The organism is Corynebacterium hindlerae (assembly GCF_014117265.1).
Lineage (GTDB): Bacteria > Actinomycetota > Actinomycetes > Mycobacteriales > Mycobacteriaceae > Corynebacterium > Corynebacterium hindlerae.
Map to the genome: position 1 here is coordinate 1,698,008 of NZ_CP059833.1, position 25,144 is coordinate 1,723,151.

Annotated in this window: 23 protein-coding genes and 1 tRNA gene; 12 read left to right on the plus strand and 12 right to left on the minus strand. The window is 59.0% G+C overall.

Annotated elements, in window-relative coordinates; translation table 11 throughout:
• Position 1 precedes the first annotated feature (1 nt).
• Positions 2–415, plus strand: coding sequence for a hypothetical protein (locus tag HW450_RS08390; RefSeq protein ID WP_182385196.1), 414 nt, complete (start codon positions 2–4; stop codon positions 413–415).
• 54 nt (positions 416–469) lie between these two features.
• On the opposite strand, the gene HW450_RS08395 is transcribed toward HW450_RS08390, so the two are convergent.
• Positions 470–2,242, minus strand: coding sequence for a M13 family metallopeptidase (locus tag HW450_RS08395; protein WP_182385197.1), 1,773 nt, complete (start codon positions 2,240–2,242; stop codon positions 470–472).
• 20 nt (positions 2,243–2,262) lie between these two features.
• Here HW450_RS08395 and HW450_RS08400 point away from each other — a divergent pair, with 20 nt between their 5' ends.
• Genes HW450_RS08400 through HW450_RS08410 form a run of 3 tightly spaced genes read left to right on the plus strand, consistent with a single transcriptional unit; the run spans position 2,263 to position 4,655 of the window.
• On the plus strand, positions 2,263–2,814 hold the full coding sequence (locus HW450_RS08400) for a hypothetical protein (protein ID WP_182385198.1): 552 nt from the start codon (positions 2,263–2,265) through the stop codon (positions 2,812–2,814).
• Complete coding sequence (locus HW450_RS08405) at positions 2,811–3,611, plus strand: PrsW family intramembrane metalloprotease (RefSeq protein ID WP_182385199.1); 801 nt, start codon at positions 2,811–2,813, stop codon at positions 3,609–3,611. The genes HW450_RS08400 and HW450_RS08405 overlap by 4 nt, the downstream gene beginning before the upstream one ends.
• A gap of 30 nt (positions 3,612–3,641) precedes the next feature.
• The gene (locus HW450_RS08410; RefSeq protein WP_182385200.1) at positions 3,642–4,655 is read left to right on the plus strand and encodes a glycoside hydrolase family 25 protein; all 1,014 of its coding nucleotides are present in this window, start codon (positions 3,642–3,644) and stop codon (positions 4,653–4,655) included.
• 1,007 nt (positions 4,656–5,662) lie between these two features.
• On the opposite strand, the gene HW450_RS08415 is transcribed toward HW450_RS08410, so the two are convergent.
• The 5 genes from HW450_RS08415 to HW450_RS08435 form a co-directional block, all read right to left on the minus strand.
• The gene (locus HW450_RS08415) at positions 5,663–8,959 is read right to left on the minus strand and encodes an arabinosyltransferase domain-containing protein (protein WP_232843220.1); all 3,297 of its coding nucleotides are present in this window, start codon (positions 8,957–8,959) and stop codon (positions 5,663–5,665) included.
• 11 nt (positions 8,960–8,970) lie between these two features.
• Positions 8,971–10,905, minus strand: a complete 1,935-nt coding sequence (locus HW450_RS08420; protein ID WP_182385202.1) for a galactan 5-O-arabinofuranosyltransferase — start codon at positions 10,903–10,905, stop codon at positions 8,971–8,973.
• Positions 10,906–10,917: 12 nt separating this feature from the next.
• Positions 10,918–11,661 (minus strand): decaprenylphospho-beta-D-erythro-pentofuranosid-2-ulose 2-reductase, encoded by a 744-nt coding sequence (locus HW450_RS08425; RefSeq protein WP_182385203.1) that lies wholly within the window; start codon positions 11,659–11,661, stop codon positions 10,918–10,920.
• Positions 11,662–13,053: an FAD-binding oxidoreductase gene (locus tag HW450_RS08430; protein ID WP_182385204.1), complete on the minus strand. Its 1,392-nt coding sequence runs from the start codon at positions 13,051–13,053 to the stop codon at positions 11,662–11,664.
• A gap of 80 nt (positions 13,054–13,133) precedes the next feature.
• Positions 13,134–13,361, minus strand: a complete 228-nt coding sequence (locus HW450_RS08435; protein ID WP_182385205.1) for a hypothetical protein — start codon at positions 13,359–13,361, stop codon at positions 13,134–13,136.
• Between the two features lie 18 nt (positions 13,362–13,379).
• Between HW450_RS08435 and HW450_RS08440 the strand changes: the two genes are divergently transcribed.
• From HW450_RS08440 to HW450_RS08460, 5 genes are read left to right on the plus strand one after another with little or no spacing between them, the layout of a single operon-like run.
• On the plus strand, positions 13,380–13,769 hold the full coding sequence (locus HW450_RS08440) for a hypothetical protein (RefSeq protein WP_182385206.1): 390 nt from the start codon (positions 13,380–13,382) through the stop codon (positions 13,767–13,769).
• Between the two features lie 18 nt (positions 13,770–13,787).
• Entirely contained in the window at positions 13,788–14,816 is a 1,029-nt protein-coding gene (locus HW450_RS08445) for a hypothetical protein (protein WP_182385207.1), read from the plus strand.
• A 23-nt stretch (positions 14,817–14,839) separates the two neighbouring features.
• Positions 14,840–15,586, plus strand: a complete 747-nt coding sequence (locus HW450_RS08450) for a hypothetical protein (protein WP_182385208.1) — start codon at positions 14,840–14,842, stop codon at positions 15,584–15,586.
• 17 nt (positions 15,587–15,603) lie between these two features.
• Positions 15,604–16,023, plus strand: a complete 420-nt coding sequence (locus HW450_RS08455; RefSeq protein WP_182387454.1) for a GtrA family protein — start codon at positions 15,604–15,606, stop codon at positions 16,021–16,023.
• Between the two features lie 17 nt (positions 16,024–16,040).
• Positions 16,041–16,367: a hypothetical protein gene (locus HW450_RS08460; RefSeq protein ID WP_182385209.1), complete on the plus strand. Its 327-nt coding sequence runs from the start codon at positions 16,041–16,043 to the stop codon at positions 16,365–16,367.
• A 191-nt stretch (positions 16,368–16,558) separates the two neighbouring features.
• On the opposite strand, the gene glfT1 is transcribed toward HW450_RS08460, so the two are convergent.
• The 3 genes from glfT1 to wzm are packed head-to-tail and all read right to left on the minus strand — an operon-like array spanning position 16,559 to position 19,105.
• Positions 16,559–17,455: a galactofuranosyltransferase GlfT1 gene (gene glfT1, locus HW450_RS08465; RefSeq protein ID WP_182385210.1), complete on the minus strand. Its 897-nt coding sequence runs from the start codon at positions 17,453–17,455 to the stop codon at positions 16,559–16,561.
• Complete coding sequence (wzt, locus tag HW450_RS08470; protein ID WP_182385211.1) at positions 17,455–18,246, minus strand: galactan export ABC transporter ATP-binding subunit Wzt/RfbE; 792 nt, start codon at positions 18,244–18,246, stop codon at positions 17,455–17,457. The genes glfT1 and wzt overlap by 1 nt, the downstream gene beginning before the upstream one ends.
• Before the next feature lie 10 nt (positions 18,247–18,256).
• Positions 18,257–19,105 (minus strand): galactan export ABC transporter permease subunit Wzm/RfbD, encoded by an 849-nt coding sequence (wzm, locus tag HW450_RS08475; protein ID WP_182387455.1) that lies wholly within the window; start codon positions 19,103–19,105, stop codon positions 18,257–18,259.
• A gap of 96 nt (positions 19,106–19,201) precedes the next feature.
• Between wzm and HW450_RS08480 the strand changes: the two genes are divergently transcribed.
• Positions 19,202–20,443, plus strand: coding sequence for an aminotransferase class V-fold PLP-dependent enzyme (locus tag HW450_RS08480; RefSeq protein WP_182385212.1), 1,242 nt, complete (start codon positions 19,202–19,204; stop codon positions 20,441–20,443).
• On the opposite strand, the gene HW450_RS08485 is transcribed toward HW450_RS08480, so the two are convergent.
• Positions 20,415–21,611 (minus strand): glycosyltransferase 87 family protein, encoded by a 1,197-nt coding sequence (locus tag HW450_RS08485; RefSeq protein ID WP_182385213.1) that lies wholly within the window; start codon positions 21,609–21,611, stop codon positions 20,415–20,417. The two genes, HW450_RS08480 and HW450_RS08485, sit on opposite strands and share 29 nt — an antisense overlap.
• 11 nt (positions 21,612–21,622) lie before the next feature.
• A complete protein-coding gene (locus HW450_RS08490) occupies positions 21,623–22,564 on the minus strand; it encodes an NAD(P)H-quinone oxidoreductase (protein WP_182385214.1) in 942 nt (313 codons plus the stop codon).
• A 100-nt stretch (positions 22,565–22,664) separates the two neighbouring features.
• Between HW450_RS08490 and HW450_RS08495 the strand changes: the two genes are divergently transcribed.
• Positions 22,665–22,752: transfer RNA gene (locus HW450_RS08495), tRNA-Ser, on the plus strand.
• A gap of 521 nt (positions 22,753–23,273) precedes the next feature.
• Positions 23,274–23,891, plus strand: coding sequence for a hypothetical protein (locus tag HW450_RS08500; RefSeq protein ID WP_182385215.1), 618 nt, complete (start codon positions 23,274–23,276; stop codon positions 23,889–23,891).
• Here the strand turns inward: HW450_RS08500 and HW450_RS08505 are convergent.
• A complete protein-coding gene (locus HW450_RS08505; protein WP_182385216.1) occupies positions 23,888–25,129 on the minus strand; it encodes an LCP family protein in 1,242 nt (413 codons plus the stop codon). The genes HW450_RS08500 and HW450_RS08505 overlap by 4 nt on opposite strands.
• Positions 25,130–25,144 lie beyond the last annotated feature (15 nt).

A 25,144-nucleotide genomic window follows, 5' to 3' on the forward strand; every position in this document is an offset into this window, starting at 1 on the left:
GTTGCTGCTCGGCGCACTGCACTTTACGACGGCCATTGCCACCGCCAACGCGTTAGGCCCAGCGGGACTCCTCGTCTTCGCGCTCGCCTGGACAGTGCTGGGAGCGGGAGTGTATCGGTGCGCTGACCTGCGCAAACTTCAGCGGTCAATGGTGTGGGAGATCGGGGTGGTTGTGGTGCATGCCCTGGTCGGGACGCTCTTTTGCGCCGTCATGTGGCATCTCACCTGGATCGGCGCCACAGCTCTGTTCGCAGCGTTCGCGTGTGGATCCTATCAGCGCGGACAGCCCCGACGGGTCACCAGGCTCACCTACGGCGATAGCGGCATGGGTATGTCCGCGCCACCCGAACTCATCGGTTACTACCTGCGCGGGTTGATGGTAGTGGTTCTTGCCGGATTTGGTAATGCAATCTGACGTTTGAACGGTCAAAAGTACGGTTTGCGTTACCAAATCCGACATCGGGAATCTCTACCAGATGCGAACCCGCTCGGCTTCCGGAATCGCCATTTCGCCGACCTCGAAGGCTTCGTAGAATTCGTCGATGTTGGCTGCGATCACGTTGCAACGGAACTCGGCAGGGGAGTGCGGATCGATGGCCAGGTACTGTTCGGCCATTTCCGGGCGGATCGCGGTGCGCCAGATTCGTGCCCAAGAAAGGAACAACTCGGGCAGTTCTTCACGGGAGCCGCCGGACATGAGATAGGCGGTGACAGCGATGCCGAGGCCACCCAGGTCGCCGATGTTTTCGCCTAGGGTGAACTCGCCGTTGACGCCCTTGATTCCTTCTCTACCGGCCAAAACGGACGGAATCAAGCCATCGAACTGGGTAACCAGCTTGGAAGTGAGCTCAGAGAACGCGGCTCGGTCTTCCTCGGTCCACCACGAGTTGAGGTTGCCATCGCCGTCGTAATGCGAGCCTTGGTCGTCGAAGCCATGGCCAATTTCGTGGCCGATGACTGCACCGATGGCGCCGAAGTTGACGGCGTCGGAGGCGGTGGGGTCGAAGAAGGGCGCCTGCAGGATCGCTGCCGGGAAGGTGATGTCGTTGACCACGGGGTTGTAGAACGCGTTGACGGTTTGTGGGGTGGTGACCCATTCGTCGCGATTCGCGGGCTTGCCCACCCTGGCCGCTTCGTAGTCGTGGTTGAACGCCGAAGCAGTGCGGATGTTGTCCAGCAGGCTATCCCCAAAGGTCAGCGCGTCAAAGGAGCGCCACTCGTTTGGATAGCCGATCTTGGCGCGGAACTTCGACAGCTTTTCCAGGGCGCGGGTGCGGGTTTCCGGAGTCATCCAGGTCAGGGCAGAAATGCGAGCTTCGTAGGCATCAAGCAAGCTGGCGACCAGACGGTCCATTTCCTCCTTATGCGCAGGAGGGAAATACTCGGCCACGTAAGCCTTGCCAATCTCCTCGCCCACCATGGATTCCACCAACTCCACGGCGCGCTTCCAGCGGTCACGCTGTTCGGTGGTGCCGGTAAGGACACGGCCGTAAAACTCCCAGTTGGCGCGGGAGATTTCCTCGGTGAGGTACGCCGCACGTTCACTCAAAATGTTCCACGTCAGCCAGGGCTTCCAGTCCTGAGACTCGAGCAGCTCAGCCAGAGTCGTGGTGAACGACGGCATCATGTTAATGACGCGGTACTCCGGAATACCTGCTGCTCGCAGGATTTCCTGGATCGGCTGCGGCAGTTCATCAAAGGCGCAGGGGTTGAAGGTCTTCTGTGCGTCGCGGGCTTCCACGTTGCTCCAGTGCGCGGCAGCAAGCTTTTTCTCCAGCTCAATCACAGCCGGGGCCAGATCGGACTTGCCGAGGAACTCAAGCATACGGGCCACGTGCTGTTCATAGGCGGTCAAAATCTCTGGGTATTCGCGGTAGTAGGCTTCGTCGGGAAGCCCCAGCCCGGCTTGGTAGAGGTACACCAAGGATTCCTCGGAGGCCGAATCCTTGGCGATGTATGCGCCGATCGGCGCGGAAACACCGGTGCGCCAGAGTTTGCCCAGCGCCTCGGTCAGCGGGAGTTCCATGAGCCCGAAGTCAGCGTCGAGGGGACCAACGCCGAGGGTGTTCAAAGTCTCAACATCCATGAAGCCGGTGTAGAGCGGATGGTCCTTGACCAGCTCGTGGACTGCAGCTTCGGCATCGTCGCGCAGCTTATGGAAAGTGCCATCTACGGCGCGATCATCAGGGATGACGTGGCTGGCAAGCCAGCTGCCATTGACGTGTTGATAGAGATTGTCCATACCGCACTATTCTAGTGTTCATGCCGTCTTACCGACTGAAACCCCGCCTCCAGGTTTGGAAAATCACAGGCCTCGTCGCGGCGTTGCTCATCATTCCTAACGCAGTAGACCCCATCGTTCCCGACCTTGACGACGATCGAGCTCAAGTGAAACTAGGGGAAAAAGCCTCTGATTGGGAGATCCCCCTCGAGTGGCCCGACGGTGGTCCCTTGGTGTGCGAAAAAGACGACGACTCGATGTACACATCTTGGCTCTGTGAAGGAGCGACAGTCTCCAGCATCGTGATGGACAATGTCATCGACCAGAAAAACTCGCTTAAGCGTGGAATACGTGCGATGACCATTTCGGAACCAAAACTGGGGTCCTTTGCCTATGAAGGCAATGTGCTGTTGTACGAGACCAAAGATGCGATTGCACTATCGCAACAAGGTGTCGGCGATCAAGAAGGAAAAACATTGGTCGTGGTGGTGAGCGGAGAACAGCAAGATCCGTACACAGACTTGGTCCTCCACAACCTTCGCGGTAACGAGGATAAGCGCCCAGACCTGAACGAGATTGGAACAGCAGCGTGAATAAAACCCTCTTGATGTGGCTGTTAGCTGTCATTGTGCTCCCCGCGACCGTCGTGGCCGTGCTTGCCAATGCGTTGCTTTCCTCCGTTGGCACCTGGGTGGGCCTGTTGTTTGGTGCGTTGTACCTGGTAGCAGGTACATTGCTGTTTCGCGCCGGTCCGCTGTGGCCCAACGCCGGGTCGTTATGGTGGCTCAGCTGTGTGGCATGGGGAGCGGGGATGTCCGTAGCCCTGGTTTTTCCCGCATCCACTGGCTGGACAAACATCACTGACAAGTTGGGCTGGGAGCCCGTCGCAGCGTCATTCTCGGGAGCTTACCCGGAGGAGCTTTCCAAAGCGTTTGGGGTTGTCATTATTTTGTATGCCTTCCGTAAACTCAATCGACCTTGGCACGGTTTTGTCACCGGCGGCCTGGTTGGCTTGGGGTTTGAGGTGCATGAAAATGTGATTTATGGCGCAACGGGCGCGCTTCTCGACCCCAACAGTGATTTCAACGGCGCTGTGGAAATGTGGTTTACCAGAATGGTGGCCGGACCTGGCCTGCATATCGTGTTCACAGCTCTTGCCGGGTGGGGCATTGGCTTGGCGATGTTCCGTCGTGACTCTTTGCGGGGGCTGTGGTGGGTTGTTGCTGGTCTATTGCTGCATTTTGTGTGGAATATTTTGTGGCCTTCGGAGTTCTGGCTCGTTGTGCACTATGTCGCGCTGACGATTTTGATATACCCGTTGTTCATCTGGGTGTATTGGCAGGCGGTGCGTGCAAAGAAAACTGACAATTCTTACGTGTTACTCGCGTGACTTGTGTGAAAGTTGTGTACCTTTGTTGTCATGCATATTACTCGACGGACACGACAGGCACTCCTTCCACTGCTGTTATCTGCCACTTTCCTGCTCGCCCCCGGGGCGGTAGCTGATAGCCACAAGGCGCCTTCCGGCGTCGACGTTGCCAGCTGGCAAGGCTCCATCGACTGGGCCACGGTGAACCAATCGCAAGAGTTCGCTATCGTCAAGGCAACCGAAGGCATCGGCTACCAAAACCCGCAATACACACACGATATTCAGCAGGCAAAAGCCAACGGCCTGACCGTCGGGGCCTACCACTACGCTCGTCCCGGCTCTGAACCAGCAGCCCAAGCTGCAGAATTTGCGAAGGCATACAGCGCACACCAGCAGGATCTGCCACCAGTAATGGACCTGGAACAAACCGACGGGCTAGGTCCTGCACAACTAAAAGACTGGACACGCACCTTCCTGAAGGAAACTGAACGCCTCACCGGCCGCAAACCTATCGTTTACACCTACCGCTACTTCTGGCAACAGGATATGGAGAACACCACAGAGTTCGCCCACTACCCACTATGGTTTGCGGCATACCAAAACGATGTTCCTGATAATCTCCCCGGAGGCTGGGAACAGATGGCTTTTTGGCAGCGCACCGGCGACGGCCGAGTCACCGGCATCAACACCCCGGTGGATATGAACCTCTTCAACGGCACCCCAGACCAGCTGAGGGGATTCTCCGGCTTCGGTGGCGTTCTCCGCCCAGGAGAAGTAGTAGCAGCAGACCGCAACCTAGGTGAATCCAACAAGCAGCTGATCGCTGCACTCCTAGCAGCTGCCGGCGCAATGGGCATTATGCCAGCTGACCAGGCCGGAGGAATGGCCGAACAGCTCGGAAGTGCAGCCGGCCTGGAAGGCGATGCCGCCGGCGCACTAGGTGGCCTGGTGAAAGACCTCGGTGGCAACCTACCCGTCGGTGACCTGAACACCATGCTTCAAGGCGACTACACCATCGGTGACCTACTGCTCCTGCTCAATGCCGCTGGCCACCACAATCCTTAACCGGTATTCGTTGACACAATGAAAAAGTGGGGTTAAGTAGCAAAAGTGTGTCTGAATTTTGCAGGAAAGCCAGGTCAGAGCATGTAAACAGGTGCTGCATATTGTTTCGGGCCTTATAAACCCACAAATCTTGTTCAATACCGCGAGTGATACCGCACCTGTACCAAAAGGTGAGGTTACCTAACTCCGGTGGCTAAGAACCGACCCGATGCCCGATCTGCCAGGGACAAAAAGCACCACAGGTGGCGATGCACCACAACCAGAGCTGATCACACACGCGGCGAACTTTTCGGGCCTTCCTGCTTATGCTGTCGGCTTAGCCGCAATGACCGATGCTGCAGCCTCGTGAGGTATCTTCCGATGGAGTCTGGGCCGCAGGTTCGCTTATTGATGCCTTCTGCACCGCCGACCCCTACCCGCGTAAATGATCAGGTCTTTATCGAGGGGACCTCTACTGCAGCAGGGTGCTTACTCATCGCATCCCTCCTCGACCACGTAGTGTGCTGGCACTGGGGCAAACGAAACCCACGCCAACCGGGAAACCGGCCGACCGGTCCTGTTGCGTCAACGGCTATGCCAGCTGACTACCAACGCACCAGTGCTTGGCCGGGCACGCATTGTGCTGCTTAACCCTGCAAAACCCGGGAAGCATTCCCCGGGTCTCGGTGATATTTTAGGCTTCACACCTGCTATTTCACTGTTTTGGGCCCGAGATCCGGGAAATGCTTCCCGGGTTTTAGGAAGAAACTTCAGGGTCCGTGATCAGAGCCCCCAGAAGTGCAGTAGCAATTCAAAAGTGTCCGACCTGTGACACGCCGACCAGACACACATTTTGCTACTTAACCCGAAAAAGTCCCCAATGGATGGGGACTTCGGTGTCTCAACCCGCTGTCGGATAATCCCTGACAGCGGGTTTTGCTATGACTACAACACCATCACGCCGAGTGGCGCGGGGATAGGGCGTCGATAAGCACAGCAAACGTGCGTGACTTACCGATACCCGAAGACTACTCCGCGGTCTGCATCCTCCCCGGGTTCCACAGGCCGGAGCGCTGGATCGTTTCGTGATGGATTACAGCAACGTCGGGGACTTGTCCGCGGACGTTGGTGCGTGGCGAGTACCGGGTGATGGAGCCCCAGTCGCGGTGCCAGTCGTTCTTAAGGTAGCCAGGGATTTCGATGGAGGTGTTGACGGCTTCCGTCACACCCAGCACGCCACCGCCGGCGTAGTCCATCACTGGCGACAGCGTAACTTTACCTGGGTGATCTGGTGCGATGCGGTACTTCGGCAGCTCGGCGACACCGGCGTAGTGGCCGAAGGTGCGCTGGCATGGGAACTGGAGTGCAACCGCCCAGTCGAGCAGGCCGGGATCTTCGGAGCCGATGACCTCGTTGAGGGATTTAAGCTCTGGGACACGTGGGGGCAGGAACGCCAGCCACTGTTCTGGGTCCAGGTTTCGGTCTTCTGCGACGATACGGACGGCGTTAGCTTCGGCAGGGATCTGATCCATCGGTACGCGCAGGTTGCGCCAGGATGGGGTAGGGCCAATATCGAGCGGTTCAATTTCGCCGCGGCCAGTGACCTGGGAGTCATTGACGGTGGCGTACTCAAGGACCAGCTTCTGACCCTTTTGTTCCACACCGTTGATGTCGTGGTGGTAAATGCGACCAGCTGCGGAAATCACCACGATAGGGGTGGTTTCCGAACGCTGTGGCAGGGCGTACCACGCGGTAGTGACCTCAGCTGGGAACTGTGGTCCTTCCGTGTAGGAGCCGACGAGCGGGATTTTCTTGTAATCCAGGTCGAACGGGAGGGATGCGCGGGAGCCATTCACACCGACATCCGAGCGAACACCGCCGGAGTTACCGGTGGTTTGGCCGCCGCCGATTTCGGTAGTGGAGTCCGATGCAGTCGCGCCACCGATGGTGCCCTCCGACTTATCGATACCCACAGACTCAGTATCGATAGTGGCCGGGATGTTGTTGGCGTCAAACCCTCGGTTGCTCACCTCCAGGGAGGTGCCCAGCTCGGAGCCGTCCAGTGGGGTGAGGAAGGAATCATTGGAGTTGGTCTCCAGCATCGCGTCATTCGCCAGCGCGCAGTGGTTGCCCACCGCAGAACGGAAATTACCAAGCCCCACGGAGTACGCCGGGTACTGCGACACAAAGCCCTTGCCCAGGCTGAGGACGGTAAAGACCATCACCAGGGCGGAGACAACGGCGATAGGAGAGGCGGCCAGGCCCTGGAACCGCTCTAGGCGCGCGCTTCTCGACGCCTTCAGCTGATCCAGTTCGCCAGCGGCCTCCGCTTGTGCGGTGCGCACGTCAGACACGAAGGACTGCACCACGCCGATGAACAGCACGAGCAGCGAGATCGCCAGCATCACGCTGGACGCTTCGATGCCTTTGAGCTGGACAGTCTTGTCATACCATGGCACCCCGAAGCTGGAGACGTACCACCAGCCATTAGGTCCGGAAAGACAGAACGCCAGGATGAACAGGATGCCACCGAACAGCAAGGTGCGGGAGCGGGCAGATTTCAGCGCCATGTGCGACAGCGCAACGGCAGCCAGGCCAGCCATGGCGGCGCCAATGCCGGCCCACACACCGAAGTGGTGAGTCCACTTGGTTGGGGTGAACATCATGAAGAACAAAGTGCCCAGGAAGACGAGCAGCAAGCGCATCGACGGGCCCTGCGCCGAGCCCGGCACCCGCCCATTTCGCAGCATGGATGCCAGTACCAGCGCCACGGAGACGAACACCATGATCACCGCGAAGCGGCGGGTGAACGAGCCGTCCACGGTCTGGCCCATCAAGGACTCGTAGCGCACCCACTCCTGGTACCAGGACAACGCCGGACCCTTTTCCGCACGAACCCTGATCGCTTCGATCACGGTGGTGAGCGTCTGGTCACCGAACACTGCCAACAAAATCGCCGTGCCGGAGGCAAGGAACGGCGCCACCATAGCCAGCACAGCGCTGAAGGTGCCCTTACCGCCGTGCGGAGCACCCAACAGCGGCAGGCGTCGATAAACGATGCGAATCAGGCTGGACAGGCCAGCGAGTAGCGCCGCAACAGCCATCAGGCCCGTCGGTCCGGCCCCCAGAGACAACGTCGCCACGATGACTGCCAGAGCTGCCGGCAACAAGCGAGAGGTAGCGATAGCGCGTTCCATGCACACCCAGGTCAGCAGAGCACCAAGGGCGATCACTGGCTCCGGGCGGGTGCCGTTGTTGTAGACGATCCAGAAGCTTAGGAAGCTGAACGCCGCAGTCCAGTGCGCGACACGACGGTCACCAATCCGGGTACCCAATCGCGGCAGCACCTCACGCGTAATGAGCAACCACACGATCCAGCCAGCGAGCAGGCCAGGCAGGCGCATCCAAATGGAGCTAGTAGAAATGCGCGCCATCACGGCGAGCAGATCGTAGTACGGGGCGCCGAACGGAGACTCTGGCACGCCAAACCAGCGGTAGTAGTTCGCCATGTAACCCGAATCGTGTGACAGGCGAGCCATGGTGAGAAGGTAGCCGTCGTCAGCAGTGTTTGCACCAATGAAGTGCCACAGCAGCAGCACGGCACCGACCAAGGCGTCGAGAGGCTTAAGCTTCCACCACTCCGGTGGGAAGAAACTCCGCGAGGTGCGTCCATCCAGGGTGTCGAAGCGGTGCAGGCACCACAGCGACACCATCGTCAGCGCCAGGCCCAGCCACATCGCGATGTACTTAATCGCGCTCGGGCTAGAGGTAAACCGTGAGTTCACCTCCACGTGGGCGGACAGGCCATCGATGCGCTCATCACCCGGAAGATCCGTGTAAATACCAGTGAGCTGCGGGCGGTAATCGCCCTTAATGGTCTCAGACTTGTTGCCGAAGGACACCGTGGTTTTCTCTACTGTGGAAGATACCTTCAACACGCCGTCGGTAGGCAGGTTAGACTTCGGGACGCTCAGCGGGACGCGGTCACGAACCACCACGTCCAAGCCCTGCGCCGTCCAGCGCACGAACAACCCGCGCGCCGTAGCGTCCTTAGAATCAGCAGGAAGCGTACCGAGCACCATCCACTGGTTCTCCGGCATCTTCTTCGTCGCAGCCACCGGAACTTCCAGGTTGATCTCCTGTGGCGCGTAGGACAACAGCGGTGCGTTGACGCTGTTTAGGCCGTTCTGGGGCCAGTCAAACGAGGATTGTGTTTGGCTGACCGGCAGGAACGGTGTGAGGACGAAAAGTAGAAATCCGACGAGACCAGAAATGATCGCGGTGGATTTTAACCAGTTCGGGGCTTGTTTCGCTGCTTTTGACACAAACAAATACTTTACGTCACTGGCTTAACAACTACCACAAGCGGACCGATCTGCTTGACATACCAACCTTCGAAAACCGCTGGATTAAAGAAAACCCCACGGAATCGGACATTCGGATTATTCGGGTAAATGTCCTCAGCCAGATCGTACTTCCAGGTGCTCTTCGGATCCGAGGCATCACCATGAAGGATGAACACATCCGGCGACCGCCACGGAGCCTTCTGCAACTCCGCCTGGAACCGCTGCGGGTCCTTCAGATCCGTATGGGAACGGGTGGCCCACTCTTCAATGAGCTTATTGCGCTCCTCAAACCGGCCGAGCGGATTAGCGTAGTGGCCGGTAAAAGCCTGGAAACCATAATAAGGGTAGAAGGACATGAAGTCCTTCACATCTGTGAGGACGACCGTGCTCGTTGGCTGGTACCCCTCAGACTGGATAAAAGAGTCGATCTCAGCGAAGTATTTCGCGGAATCCGCCGGGAAGCGATCCGCGCGATCACCGTAGCCATCGGTATCGGTGTAGGCCAAGTCAATGGCCACCCGAGCATGGTTGGGGATGCGCTGCACATAGGAGACCCCCGCCGCGAAGAGGATTACCGCCATCGCCGCGGAAATCTGAATGCGGGCCCGGGCAGACAGCTGCTCTGGCCAGACACGTGGCAGGCCATTAAGCCGCAGGTCAGCAATGCCCAGCACTCCGGCAGTAGCCAAAATCAACGTCACCAGGATGTCCAGCCGGAACCCCAGCAGCGTATTTCCGGACAGCGTGAACACCATCGACGCCACAATCCACCCGTAGACAATGACAAGGGTAATTCCGAGGGAACGCACATCGTGATCCTGGAAACGGAACACCAGGAAACCCAGGCCGATCAGGCACAACAGCCCAATCAGCGTGAAGGAAAAGAAGGGGAGCGGCAATTGCGTGCCCTCCCACGGCAAGTAATGGGTAGCGCTGGAATTACTGATCGGGGCGCCCCGGAGGATCTGCCACAGGTATGGCCCCCACACCACCAGCGCGATCAACGACGAGCTGATACCCACCACTGCCAGCTTGAGCACCGGCTGGAACGAACGCTCAATCAGCAACGCGTACATCAAAGCAATCACCACCACGCTCATCGCGATGGCTGCCGTGAAGATCGTGTACGTTGCCGCGGAAAGACCAAGGTACACAGCGAGGGCAGTGGCCGCCGGCCAACTGTTATCCATAGTGCGTGACATGAGCACAGCAGCAGCCGGGATACCCAAAGCGACAATGCCCGCATAGGGTTCCTCCGGACTCATCACCAGGAAAATCGCGATGCTGACTAGGGCAATCGTCACAGCAATCGGCAGGCTTCCCGTCAGACGCTGCCACAGGGGCACCAGCACGCACGCCACAGCACCGATGGAAACCAAGGCCCACGGTTGGTAGGCCTCCCACCCGGGCAGACCTAACAGATTCGCTAGGCGCGCACCGAGCCAGAACCAACCACCAGGGTAGAACGAGGGCATCCCCTCATAGTTCATGTCCGGCAAACCCGGCTCTGCAGCCAGACGAGTCAAGAACTGGGTGCGAAACCCCTGGTCAATTGTGACGCCGTCCAGGTACAGGCGCGTCGCGGACAACGGCAGCCCGACGGAGGTCACCACGATAGCCGCCGGAGACAGGTATGTGACTAGGTAGGTCAGCAGGACGCGCCAGCGCGGGGGCTTGGCCCCCTTGTGGGCGTCACGAAGCCAGAAAAAAACGAGCGCGCCGACGGCGACGAGGACCATGATGGACCCGGCCGTCGATAAGGCGCGCGAAACGTATGAACCACCAAACGCCGGCAGGTTGGTGGTCTTAAGCACCAACCAACATGCCAGCGTAAACAGGGCGCTGCCGAGCCCGGTGGCGAACATCGCGAGGACAGTGGTGCGGATACTGAGTTTGTCAGCGGTGTAGTTCTCGGCGACGTTCATTATCTCTCTTTGTTACAACGGCAGCTTACGGAAAATAGGTTTCGGAATGTGTTGCAGAACCAGCATCACCGCCTGGAACGCAGGGTGAACCCACAGCTCGCTCTTACGATCCAGCACGCCCGCCACCACTGCCTTCGCCACGTCTTCGCGGTTCACAGTGAGCGGGGCTTCCTTAACTCCTGCGCTCATCTTAGTGCGCACCTGACCCGGACGAACAACCAGAACGTTGACGCCGAAGTCACGCAGTGCCTCACCGAGCTGAGTGAAGAAACCATCAAAGCCGGCCTTGGTGGAGCCGTACACAAAGTTAGAACGACGCACCTTCACGCCCGCCACGGAGCTCAGCGCAACGATGGTGCCGTGCTGCTGCTTCTTCAGACGCTCCGCAAGCAGCGTACCGACGGACACCGCACCGGTGAAATTAATCTGGGCAGCTTCCACAGCCTTCGCCTGGTTCTGCCACTGCTCCTCATTGTCACCGAGGACGCCGAATGCCACAATGGCGACGTCAATATCGCCCGTGATCTGCTCGAAAACCGCAGGGTGGGAATCGAAATCGACCGCATCGAACTCGATGAACTCCGCCGTGCCGCCACGCTTCTCGACGGCCTGAATAGCCTTCTCTGGACGCGTGCGGTTAGCCAGAGTGACCTTCGCCGCACCGCGGTCGAGAAACTCCTCAACAATGGCAAGTCCAATGTCAGAATTGCCACCGAAGAGCACAATGTGCTGGGGCTTTCCTACTGCGTTAAGCATTTACTTTCCTCCCAATTCGAGGCGACGGGACATATCGGACGCGAAGACACCGGTCGGGTCGATCTCATTACGGATCTTGAGCCAATCAGCCATGCCCGGGTACATCTGGTGGAAATTCTCCGCCGAGGTGCGGGATTCCTTAGCCAGGTACAGGCGGCCACCGAACTCCATGACTCGTTTGTCCAACTCATCCAGGAACTGGCCCAGGCCCGGCTTGATTGGGAAGTCCACGCAGACGTTCCAGCCAGGCATTGGGTAGGACAGTGGAGCCTTGTTGCCCTCACCGAACAGCTTGAACACATTCAGCGCAGAGTAGTGGCCGGACTTCTGGATGTCCTTGACAATCTCCTTGAACGGCTCCACAGCCTCGCGCGGAACCACGAACTGGTACTGCAAGAAACCCTTCTTGCCGTAGCCGCGGTTCCACTCGCCGATCAGGTCCAGTGGCTGGTAGAACTGCGTCAGGTTCTGCACTTGGTTCTTGTAGGTGCCGGACTTGAGCCACCACAGCTCGCCGATGGCGATCATGGACAGCTTGTTCATGGTGAAGGACGGGAAGATGTCTGGCACGGTGACCAGCTGCGGGGCGTTGAACTTCAGCGGATCCTTCGCCAGCTTCGGGCTGAGCTCCTCCAGCTGAGCGAGGGTAGCCAGGGAGCCGCGGGAGATAGCTGCGCGACCGAGCTTTGGCTCTGGGGAGATCGCGTCGAACCAGGCGGAAGAGTAGGTGTAGTTCTTCTCGGAGCCGTCGGAGTGGAACTCGATGGTCTCATCCAGATTCGCGGTCAGGTCGCCGTCGGCAATGAAGTAGGCCGTTTCGGTGCGGGTCATCTTGATGCGTGCCCGCAGGATGATGCCGGTCAGTCCCATGCCACCCACGGTGGCCCAGAACAGCTCACCATTCGGATCGTCCGGGGTGCCTTCTGGCTCCAGGTGCAGGATGCGGCCGTCCGCCACCAGCAGTTCCATGGACACCACGTGATCGCCGAAGGAGCCAGCGGAGTGGTGGTTCTTGCCGTGGATATCTGGTCCGATAGCGCCACCGATGGTCACCTGTCGGGTGCCGGGAAGGACGGGGACCCACAGGCCGTATGGCAAGGCCGCCTTCATCAGCTGATCGAGGGTCACACCACCGTCTACGTCGACGATGGCGGTTTCCGTGTCGATGGAGTGGATCTGGTTCAGCGGCTGCATGTCGATGACAAGGCCACCAGCATTCTGGGCAGGGTCGCCGTAGGAGCGTCCCATGCCACGTGCGATCACACCGCGGTCGTTCTTCTCGGCAGCTTCCTTGACTGCGCGGACGATCTGCTCCACGTCTGGGGTGGACAATACCTGCGCAGTTGTCGGGGCGGTACGACCCCAACCTGTCAGTACTTGTTGTTTAATCACGCCATCAAGGCTACCCCCTGTTTCGGCCGGGTGGCTGTCCCCATTCTGGGGGATCGCTCACATTTGGCTGGGCCTGCGCACTAATACAGGTCCAGGAGGTCCTTGATTTCGGTGGGAAGATCGTCCTGCGTGGTGATGGTGGGGCCATCATAGTTTTCGAGGATTTCGTAGACCCGCACCCGGTCCTGGGAATCCAAAAGAGGCAGTTCCTGCGCCAGCATCATGGTCAGCTCGTTGCTCAACGGCGTGTTGGTCATGGTGGCGGCGGTGTGTTCGGTGGGGGCCTTCTTCTTCAAAAATCCAAACATGAGGCCATACTAGTAGCTATGGATGATCTGATTCTTGCTACTTCGGTGGGGCTTGCCACTGCGCTTCGGAAACCATGGCAGCGCGTCGCTACGCTTGCTGCTGGCGTGGGGACGGTGGCCTACATTAATTCGACTGATGATGACCCCAACAACGACCCTGCTGTTGTTATTGACAGGGTAAAGCAGCGCATTGGCGATATTGGAGACACACCCGGGCCGGAGTCGGATGCTCCTGCGGGGGATTTAGGCTCGCCACTGCGCACGTGGGCGATTGTTGGCGGTCTTGCGCTAGCTGTTGTCGGCGCAGCTAAAGCGGAAAAGTACCTGCTCAAGCGCCCCGTGGCGCGTATCATGGCGGGCTGTGCGACGGGCACTGCCACATACTTGTGCTGCCAAAGCGTCACTTAGCCTTTAGCATCACAAGATGTGAGCTTCGTACCAGTAACTGACCCAGCACGGCAGCGCCCGTTGCGTCGCGAGCCTGCGGCGCCGGGACACGCGTTGCTGATTCAGGCTGCTGCGGCCGGATGTTGGCGTCGGCTCCGGGTCCCGGCAGATATTGGGATGGAGCGTTTCGCTCGGATTATCCAGCTTGCCTTCGATGTTGTGGAGCCTGCCGAACACGCATTCCTACAGTTGGATGGCTCGGAGCAGGGAGCGCCGGTGGTCATGCCGGCGCCGACTTTGGTGCGTTTCGATGCCGTCGGAACCCCGTCGGAAACAGTGACTTTGGGGGAGCTGCTGCGCGTCGCTGACCTGCGATTTTTATCTAGGTTTGCGGATCCTCTGGTTATCGATATCTCGTTAGTATCAGAGATTCAGCGCTCTCCGCGCCTGGAAACACTGTGCATTGATGGTGAGGGAACGCTCGAGCAAGGATTTTTTGACATTAAAGCGGTCAACCGCGAGCTTGATGCCGAGCGGTGGGTGTTTGCCAAGATGGCTGAGGTCAAACCCAGCCTGCAGGACCTGATTTTCCGCACTGGGATGTGGGAGACCGCCCAGCTCATTGCGTTTTTGAACATCGACTCCCCGGCGGATGTCACCGAGTCAGAGGCCGCGAAGATGATTGAGCCGGTACTCTCTGACGCGCGTCTGGTGGAGCTGCTCGACCTCGATGACACCCGACTCGGCCTCACCACTGCCCTTGATACTTGGCATCACATTGCTCACCGCCTCCCTTTGGAGCGTGATACTCGCGGCAATGACGCTGCCTGGCTGCGACTCATCGCTCTGATCTCTTCTATGCCGTTTGGTGCCGCGACGACGTTCATCCTGGAAGGCATGGCGTGGACGGGTCAGCGGACGACGCTCGCAGAGGTGGATTCACTCACCCGGCAGACGATGGACGTACTCCGTGCGCTGGGGATCATTGTGGGCGACGACCTGGTGCTCGGCGGTGTGCTGTCTAAGCCGCGCCGGGAGTTTCTCCGGATGATCCTCCACTCTTCTTAAGTGATTTCACTACCCTGGGCACTATGCGTTCCTTGATTTTGTGGGCTGGGGTCCGGGGCGCAGACGTGTACCGGCACATTGGGGTTAATGACACGATGTGCCTCGGCGAGTTGTCCCGGGTCCTGAACATCAGCTTCGGCTTTGACCCGGCTGAGCCTGCGACCTTCCCTGGCCACAATCCTGCTGACCGCATCCCTGACGAGTTCACGTACGAGTGGGGGCTGTGGACCGTCGACGTGCGGGTTGTTGATGCCTACCCCCGCGACGAGGGCACCCCGCGCGCCCTGTGCATTGGTGGGGCAGGCTCGCTTGACGACGACTTCAACCTCGCAACCGTGAACACCGAACTTACGGGTCGCGAGACTGTCTCAGCCGTGCTTTCCCTCGCGCACCCGGAACTGCGGGAGTTGATCGAGCGTGGTTCGCTCTACGACTTCGTCCCGCTGCTGCAGGCCATTGACCTGCGCCAAGCTTTGCAACCAGCCTCGGAGTTTCCTTTGGAGTCTGATCCGGCTGCCCGGGACGCCTACTGGGCGATGGTGTTGGTGCTGTCCTGCTTTAGCGATCCAGACATGTCCGATCAGCTCCTGGAAGGCACCATGGCTTCCCTCGGCTGGGTTGAGGACGATGGTTCTCCCCTCACAGCGGCCGCGATCCGCGCGCTGTGCTCGTCGTCCCTTGCCCGGCTCGCCGAACTGGGAGCCTACGGGCGACACGCCAAATCCCCAGTCGACCGCCTAGAGATTTATCGGAACCTGCTCGCGGGGTAGGCTATCTGCTCGTGGATATGAAAACCCAGGGCTACCGCTTCATCATTTCCGGCGTCATCTCGGCCGTTGTTGACTGGGGTGTTACTGCTCTCACCCAGTTCCTGTTCGGATTCGCGGCATCCCGTGCCCGCCTCGTCGGCTTCATCTTCGGCACGATCACCGCCTACATGATCAACCGGCGCTGGACCTTCCAAGCAGACCACTCCTGGAAGCGCCTGTTCTACGTGGCGGTCCTCTACACCGTCACCGGCTGGCTCAACATGACGCTGTACGCCTGGGGATTCCACCTGCTCGAGCCTCACACGCCGCGACTTGTTGCCTCCATCGGCGCATTTGTTTTCGCGCAGGGCATCGCCACAGTGATCAACTTCTTCGCGCAGCGGATGTTTATTTTTAAGCAGCCCAAGAGCGTCATCGTGGTGGAGCAAACCCCATAGGAAGGGCAACATTGCTAGTGAACCGAGAGAACCTCATTGTTCGCTACGTTTTGGTCGGAGTGTTGTATGCCTATTGGGTGATTCCGCCTCTGGTCCTTGTGGAAAGCTATATTGCTTGGTTGCTTGCTGTCATCGGCGCCGTGGTTGTGGGATACGTGGCTCGTAAGGCACGGCTGTGGCATTCGTTATTTGTCAGCGGATGCGTGGCCTTTGCCTGGGGCAGGTTCACGATCTACGCTGTGGATCCGTCGGTAGCGTTCGCCGCCCCCAGTACCGTGGTCGCATTAGTTGTGCTCGGTTTTTGTGGCATCTCGGCGATTCAAGAGAGCGAACGCGAAGATTAGTTCGCCCGGGAAACAGGGTGCTCTTCCGGCCCCGAGATTGGAGGGCCAGGCGCACGGCCCCGAGATTACGGTCCCTAGATCGCCCCAAAAATGTCCTCACCATCCCGAACTTCGGGAGGGTAATGTCGGGGCGAACATACAAACAGCTTCACACGCCCGGAAATGACGCTCCAAGAGAGCGAACGCGAACCCTAAGGTCGCTCAAACCTCTCATTACGCCCCATCTTGTGCAGCCTTAGCCATTCGCGGAAACCGGCAAAGTCCCGCTCCTGCACGAGGAAGAACCACGCAAAGCGGGCGTATTCCTGGGGCAGGAGTTTGCGCATGCCGGGCTGGTTCATGAGGTAGCCGCGGTTGCGGTAGGTGAAGAAGCGCTTGGCTTCGGAGGACGGGTATTGGGTGTGCATTTTGCCACCCAAAATTGGCTTGAATTCGTCGGAGCCATTGGGGTGGAGATATGCGCAGGTCAGGCAGGTGCCGAAGGGGAGCCCGGAGCGGACGAGGCGGCGGTGGTATTCGACTTCGTCGCCACGGATGAAGAGGCGGTAGTCCGGCACACCGATTTGTTCCATGGCTTTGGCGGAGATCAGCGCACCGTTGAACAGGGACGCGATGCCGGGCAGGAAGCCGCTGCCGAGTTCCGCACGAGACCGGCGCCAGCTGAGGCCACGGCGGAGCGGGAAAGCCAGTTCAGAAGGCGCTGCTTTGTCCACCACGACTGGGGATACTTCCGCCAGGCCGTGCTCAAGGGCGCACTCGTACAAGGAAGCCAGAACGTCCGGCCCCTCGGGACGGCCGTCGTCGTCGGCGCACCAGATGGCGTCGGCCCCCAGCGCGAGCGCTGTGAGGAAACCGTAGGCGAAGCCGCCCGCGCCACCGAGGTTGGTGCGGGACGGCAGGTATACTCCGCGGGAACCGCACGCCTGAGTGACCAGCGACGCCACGGCGTCTTCGCAGCCGTTGTCCACGACGATGATCCACTCGACGGGGCGGGTCTGTGCAGCCACCACTTCGAGGGATTCGCGCAGCATATTGACGCGCTGGTGCGTCACAATCACCGCGGCGACGCGGTCAGTCTTGGAGAGCATTAGGCTTCCTCTTCCATTCGCTTGATCAGGCGACGAACATGGTCGGCGGCGCCTTTACCTTCGTATGCTTCCACGATCTCGGGGACGGTGCCAGCTTGGCGGATGGTGCCGTGGTCGACCCAGAGGGCGGTGTCACAGAGCTGCGCGAGGAAGTCGTTGGAGTGAGAGGCGAACACTAGGATGCCGGAGCGCTCCACCAGCTCTTGCAGACGGGAGCGGGCCTTAGCCATGAAGGCGGCGTCGACGGCGCCGATGCCTTCGTCGAGGAGCAGGATTTCCGGTTCGATGGAGGTGACCACGCCGAGCGCTAGGCGGATGCGCATGCCGGTGGAGTAGGTGCGCAGTGGCATGGCCAGGTATTCGCCGAGCTCGGAGAACTCCGCGATCTCATCCATCTTCGCTTTCATCTGCTTGCGGGTCTGGCCGAGGAAGAGACCACGGATGATGATGTTTTCGTAGCCGGAGATCTCCGGGTCCATACCCACGCCCAGGTCAAAGACGGGTGCGACGCGGCCGCGGATGTGCGCGGAGCCGCGGGTGGGTTCGTAGATGCCGGACAGCAGGCGAAGCAGGGTGGATTTGCCGGCGCCGTTGTGCCCGACGAGCCCCACGCGGTCGCCTTCCCGTAGGTGCAGGTTGACGTCGCGGAGTGCTTCCACCACCACGGTGTTGTTGGAGTTTCGTCCAATCGCACCGCCAGCGGCGCCGAGGAAGGCCTTTTTCATGGAGCGGGACTTGGCATCGAAGATGGGGAAGTCGACGCAGGCGTTGTGTGTATCAATTGAAACCATCGAGTTCTCCTTACACCCAGTAGCTCACGCGGTAGCGCCATTGTTTCATCGCCAGCATCGCCAGGATGAGGCCACCTGCGGTGCAGCTGAGGACGACATACCAGTGGTAGGCGGGAAGCGGTGCACCGATCAGTGGCGCGCGGACCACTTCCATGTAGTGGTACAGCGGATTGAGCTCGACGATGCGGGCTCGGGTTGCCATCTCCGGTCCGGCGGTTTTGAGGGTGGTAGTGGTCCAGACGATAGGCGTGACGTAGAACAGCAGCTGCACCAGCGCTTCCAGCAGCGGTGCCACGTCGCGGTAGCGGGTAGCGATAATGCCGAAGAACATCGACACCCACACGCCGTTGACGATCAGCAGGATAAGCGCGGGGATTGCGAGTAGCAGGTCCCAACCGAGGGGGCGGGGGAAGATCAGCATCAGCAGCACCCAGATCACCATGTTGTGCAGCAGGAAAAGCGTTTGGCGCCACACCAGGCGGTACACGTGGACTGAGAGAGCGGAGGGGAGCTGCTTAATGAGGCCTTCGTTGTCGATGAAGATGTCGGCGCCTTCTTTAATGGCACCGGAAATAAATCCCCACATGATCAGGCCGACAGTGACGTGAGGCAGGAATTCCGCGAGCGGGATCCTAAACAGCAGCGAGTACAGCAGGCCGAGGGCGAGCGCCATGACACCCGTAGCAATGGTGATCCAAAGGGGGCCCAGCACGGAGCGTCGGTAACGCTGCTTGATGTCCTGCCAGCCGAGCTGCAACCACAGTTCGTGCTGGTTGAAACCGCGCACGAGGTCGTTCCACGCTGCGGTTAAGGTCATGGATCGGGATGCTGGCGCGTCGGTGGCATCGACGCGGGTCATCCGCTCGAGAACTGCTGCTTTGTCTGACACTCCTATGAGCCTAGCTGTAGCTGTATGCTTTACGAGGTAAGTGGGTGCCTATCCTGAGGAGTTTTTATGTTTGACGTCGCGTACGCGAGAGGTCACTACACCTCGCTGAGCGATGGTTGGACGTATCTGAATGCCCACGTGCATGCGCAAATTCCCGAGCGAGTATCTTCTGCTGTGTCGACGGCGTTTCGCACCTCTGCGCTTCTCGACGCCCGCATCCCCACCTCTGGTAGCCATTCGCGCTCTCAGGAAAACCGCTCCAGTCTGGGGGTGAGCCATGTTGCGGCTGCCCGCGTGGCGGTTGCTGATCTGGTGGGCTCTGTTCCAGAACGCGTGGTTTTGGGGGCTAACAAGCAGATTTTGCTGAACTGTTTGGCGGAGGCGCTGCAGCCACGTTTGCGGCGTACTACCCAGATGGTGCTGAACCGAGTTGACCCAGAGTCGACCAATGAGCCGTTTCTTCGTCGTGATGCGTCCGTGGTGTGGGCGGAACCTGATCTGGGGACCGGTGAGTTGCCGGCCTGGCAATACGAAGAGGTGGTCAACGGTTCCACACGACTGGTAATGGTCCCTGCGGCCCATGCCCTCACCGGAACAGTGACGAAAATCTCAGAAATTTCAGATATTGTGCGGGCAAAATCCCGGGCTTGGCTGGTGGTTGATGCCTCCGCTGTGGCTGCCTACCGGCCGATCTCCATTGATGACTGGGGTGCGGATGTCGTGGTGGTTGACTTCGCCAAGATGGGCGGGCCACAGTTTGCCGCTCTGGTATTTCGTGACACCTCCATGTTCCCGCTGCTCAAGTCCCTCAATAGTGCTGCTCCGGCGGATTCCGCTGCGAAGCTAGAAATCGGTGAGTTGTCCCCTGGCCTGGCAGGAGGTGTCAGCGCGATCGTCGATCACTTCGCGGGATTGGTGGAAAGTGGTGGCACGAGGAGCACTCGGCTGCAGCGATCCATGGTGGAAGTTGATCGTTATTCGCGTCAGCTCACTCGCCATTTGCTCAATTCCTTGCTTGGTCTGCCGAAGGTGCACGTGCTGGGCATTACCGGCGAAGCTGCTGGTAAGGACGCGCTCTATTTGGATCGCGTGCCACGGATATCTTTCATGGTGAATGGAGTTCCGGCAGCGACGGTACAGAAGCGACTGCTCACTAATGGTTTGGTGACGGAACTGAGCCCGCGTGACCCGCTGCTTGAGGCGATGGGTGCTTTCGAGGAAGGCGGTGCCATCACGGTCGGCTTGGCGCCGTACAACACCATGAATGACATTGACCAGCTCACTCGGGTGTTGGCGTCGCTCGCATAGGCTGGCGTGCTTCGTGGCGCCACCAGCTGATCGTCACCCCGAGGAGAACCACCATCAACACGTTGCGGGTGGTGAGGGCGAGGGTGGGCAGGAAGTCCGGGTCGTTCGTCATTAAGCTGTCGTAGTGACCTGGATAGACGTACTGCGTTAGCCAGGTGATGAGAAGCACCAGCACTGCATTGATCCGCGCGTGCTTCGCGTGAGTGAAGCAGAGACTCACGGCTGTGATCGGGGCGAGCCACACCATGTACTGCGGGGAGAAAACCTTGTTCGTCACCAGCACCGCAACGATCAGCACCATGGACAGCGCGATGGATTCCCAGGAGCGCCAGGTGTGTTTGCTTAGGCGACGCAGCACGATGAGCGCAGCGGCCAACACGGTCAAGTAAAGGGCGATGTTAGCCAATTGCGTAGCGACGTCCACCCCTGGGCCCGTGATCTCGAAGCTTTTCGATTCCGCATAGCGAACCGTGTATTCGCCGCCGCCCGTGGACGCCAGCACCATGAAAGGTGTGGCAGCTATCGATTCGATCTGCAGCCCCCGATCAGACTGGTATTGCAACGGTGACAGCAGTCGATCAACCCCCTGGGTGAGGATGGTCACCAGCGCCATGGCGACGAGCGTGCCACCAAAAACACTGATACGCAGCCACGATTGCTTGCTCTTTATGCTCCCCACCAGCACCGTTGCCAGGACACCTGGCCACAACTTCATCATCGTGGCGGCGCCGAGGAACGCAGCTGAGACTTTCGGGTGCCGCGCCAGCAAGTACGCAAACACGCCCACCAGCAGGCCAGGGATGAGGTCGAGGCGGGTGAGGTAGATCGGGCCAACCACAAAACCGAAAGCCACCCAAAATGCGCCCGCTAAGTAGTGCTTTCTGTGAATGAGGACAGCCAAAAAGAGCAGGTCAAGCACCAAGATGAAGCCGACGTACCAGTATTCGACCCCGGACTGGGTGTCCGGGGCGAAGCGATCAATCAGCCGGATGAGCCACAGATTTGCCTCCGGGTATTCCTTCAAAGCCACCTGGCCGGTGCGCTCCTTGGCGATCTCCGAGAAGTAATAGTGGACATCGCCGAAAATCCAGCGCTGACGCCCGAAGGTCTGTTTGACCATCAACCAACGGCTCAGCGCCCAACCCGAAAGCAGAATCAGAAAAGGCACATTTACCGATACTAGGCGACAGTGAGAATAATCTTCCCAGTGACAGCGCCTTCCTTGAGCAGCTGGTGTGCCTTTTCGGCCTCAGCCAACGGGAGGGTGGTGCTTAAGTGATGCTTGATCTGGCCGTCGTTAAGCAGCGGCCATACGGTCGCTTCGGTATCGCGCACGATGCGGGCCTTGTCGGCGAGGTCGCGGGCGCGCAGGGCGGTTGCGGAGATGCTACCGCGTTTGGTGAGCAGCCGACCGATGTTCAGCTCGCCCTTCACGCCGCCCTGCATGCCGATGATGACGAGGTGGCCGTCCATCGCCAAGGCTTTGACATTCTGATCCAAGTACTTCGCGCCCATAATGTCCAGGATCACGTCGCACTTATTCTTCATCACCTCAGCGAAATCCTCCTCCTTGTAGTTAATGAGGATGTCCGCACCAAGTTCCTGACAGGTAGCAAGCTTTTCGGCGCTGCCTGCCGTCACCGCGACAGTGCAGCCAAGGGCCTTCGCATACTGAATCGCAAAGGTGCCAATGCCACCCGCACCACCGTGGATCAGCAACGTGTTGCTCTGCTTGAGGCCCGCCAGCTGCATATTTGAATGCACCGTGCAGGCCACCTCCACGATCGCCGCAGCCTCAGTGGTGGTCCAACCTTCCGGAATGCTCAGCAACTGGCCCTCAGGGACAGCCACGAACTCCGCATAACCACCACCAGCCAGCAGACAAGCAACCTTTTCGCCCTTCTCACGGGACGTTGTGCCAGGGTCAGCAATCTCCCCCGCGCACTCCAACCCCATAATCTCGCTCGCACCTGGAGGAGGCGGGTAGTGGCCCGCAGCCTGCAACACATCACCGCGATTCACACCCGCGGCATGAACCTTCACCAGCACCTCCCCATCCTTCAGCTCAGGCGTTGGGACTTCCGTGAGAGTAAGTTTTTCCTGGATTTCAATAGCACGCATGCCCTCAAGGGTAGCCAAAATAGCAATTGCGCACGCCCATACGTTATTATTTTCTGCACTGCCCCTTTTGGGGAAGGTCGAGTCCCTTTTTGGGGCCGATGGAAGTATGGCAGAGCGGCCGAATGCACTGGTCTTGAAAACCAGCGATGGGAAACCATCCGGGGGTTCAAATCCCTCTACTTCCGCCAAATGCAAAACCCCTGTTCAGTGTTGAGCGGGGGTTTGTTCTGTTTTGGGGTGGGGCAGATGACAGCGGATAGCTATTAGGTTCTGGGCGAGCAATCCCTACGCCTATCCCATTGATCCACCAGGTGATATGGCAGTTGACTTGATAGGGATTTGTTGCGCACGACAAATCCCTATCATGCGTCTGCCCGCGGTGGGCTCGCTACACCACAGAAATCAAGCGAAATGCATCAAAGTGATTGTCACTGCTCACTCTAGGAAGGTTTGTGTAGGGAAACTTTAAGGTTTCCTTGAGGAAAGATTTTAGATAGCGCCCCCGGTTGGCGGTTTTCGGTACTTGATTCGTACTTCTCTAGGGGCGATGGTTTCGTTTTCGGGGGTATAAACTTGCGGGAAAACATCACCATACCGGGGGTTTTGGTAAAAGGTTCACTAGAAGGTGTGGGTTGTAGTACGCTACAAGAATTCCAATGAGTAAATGATAAAAGACTTAACAGTCATGCCACAGTAAAGAAGGCGCATCATGAACGTGCAGCTCAGGGAGGCTACTCGCTCCTTTGTCACGCTGGGATTGCTTGCCATGTATTTGCTGTTGCGTGCCGTGGTGCTGGTGGATTCTGCTGAGACAGCATTTGTTGTATGGCTCATGATTGGATGCAGCGTGGCCGCATGGCTCAGTATGTGGGTGCTGCTTCGTCCCCTCGCTCCCATTGCTATGTCGATATCAGCAGCGAGCTACATCGTCGGGATGCTTATTCGCGCTGGTCATGAAACACACCTATGGGCGTTTCCCATGGAGTACGGAGCCACGGCAGACTCCTGGCCGTTCGCCCAGCTAATGACCGTGGTGGCTTACGCGTTGCTCGCCTACGTAGTGTGGAAGCATCACATTGGCCACCGGTTCCTCCACCTACACATCATGGCGTTCATTGTGCTGGTTGTGATAAGAACAGTGGCCACTGATCAGGCCAACCTCGGCCTGTTTACATCTATCGTGCTGCTGCGCGACCTGATCGGAGGCACCCTGTACATCGCGCTAGCAATCACGTTTTACCTGTACGGCAGGCAGTGTCTGGAAAATGCGAAGCTGCAACAGGTGAGGGAGTTGGGGGATAGCGTCGTTAAGCAGGCGCGCATTTAACGCAGTGGCCCCAGTAGCTCCTCGGTGGCAGCCTCATCCCACAACACCACTGATCCGACCTCGGTGTCGGCGAAACCGTCCAGTGGAATAGTTTCCGTCCGGGTGCCACCCTTCAGAGCCAGCGCGACCCGCGCTAGATGCCATGCGTGATCGTCCTCGTCCACAATGAATGCCGAACCTGTATGGGAAATCAGAGGAATAGTGCGCAGCGGATTCGCGATTGTGGCGGGGGAGGTCGCCTTGTCCATTAGCGCAGCAAAGAATTTCCGTTGGCGCGCGACACGATCCAAATCTCCCATCGGGGTGGCGCGGGTGCGGACATAACTGAGCGCCGTTGGGCCGTCCATCTCCTGGCATCCCGCATCGAGGTACAAGCTAATCACATCGTCCGCAATAGGCTCATCGACGCAAATCTCCACGCCACCGACTGCATCAACCATGCCCGAAAAACCACCGAAACCAATCTCGGCATAGTGGTCAATCCGCAGTCCTGTGGCCTGCTCTACGGTCTGGGTCAGCAGCTGCGGACCACCGGTAGTGAAGGCAGAGTTGATTTTGTTCTGGCCATAGCCCGGAATGTTCACATAGGAATCGCGCGGAATCGAAATGAGTGTCGGCTGGCCCGAAGTCGGAATATGCAGCAACATAATCGTGTCCGTACGGCCCACACCAATATCGCCACCTGTGTTCAGCTTCGCTATCTCGTCCTCGCTCAAGCCTTGGCGCGAATCAGAACCCACAAGCAGCCAGTTCACCCCGGCAGTATTGCTGATTCTCTGAGCAGGCAGCGCCTCCACTCGAGTGAGCTTTGTATCCGCCCACACGAAGGATCCGACCAGTGCAACCGCCAGGAGCACAGCAAGTGTCATGACACCACGGAGACAGCCGACAGTACGTGGGGTCTTCCGCCGCTTCTTTACCGGCGGATTGTAGGGCTGTGGCTGATAGCGCTGTGGGCGGGATTGCTGCTGCGGTGGGGGAAAATACTGTCGGGGTTGGGAAGCAGGCCGCTGCCCCGGGGCTGGGTACTGCTGGGCAGGCCGCTGCCCCGCAGCGGGATATTGCTGAGTAGGGCGCGGTTGTTCCTCGCGCCGGGGACGACGCTGAGGTGGCTGCGTCATCCGCGTGTTCGGTCGCTTGCGCACTGGCCGCCCGTAGCGGTCAAGAATGGGACGCCCGTAGCGGTCGCGTGCTACGTCGTCACCAAAGTTGTCGGAATGCTTGCCACCTTCGGTCATGGTTATTAAGGGTAA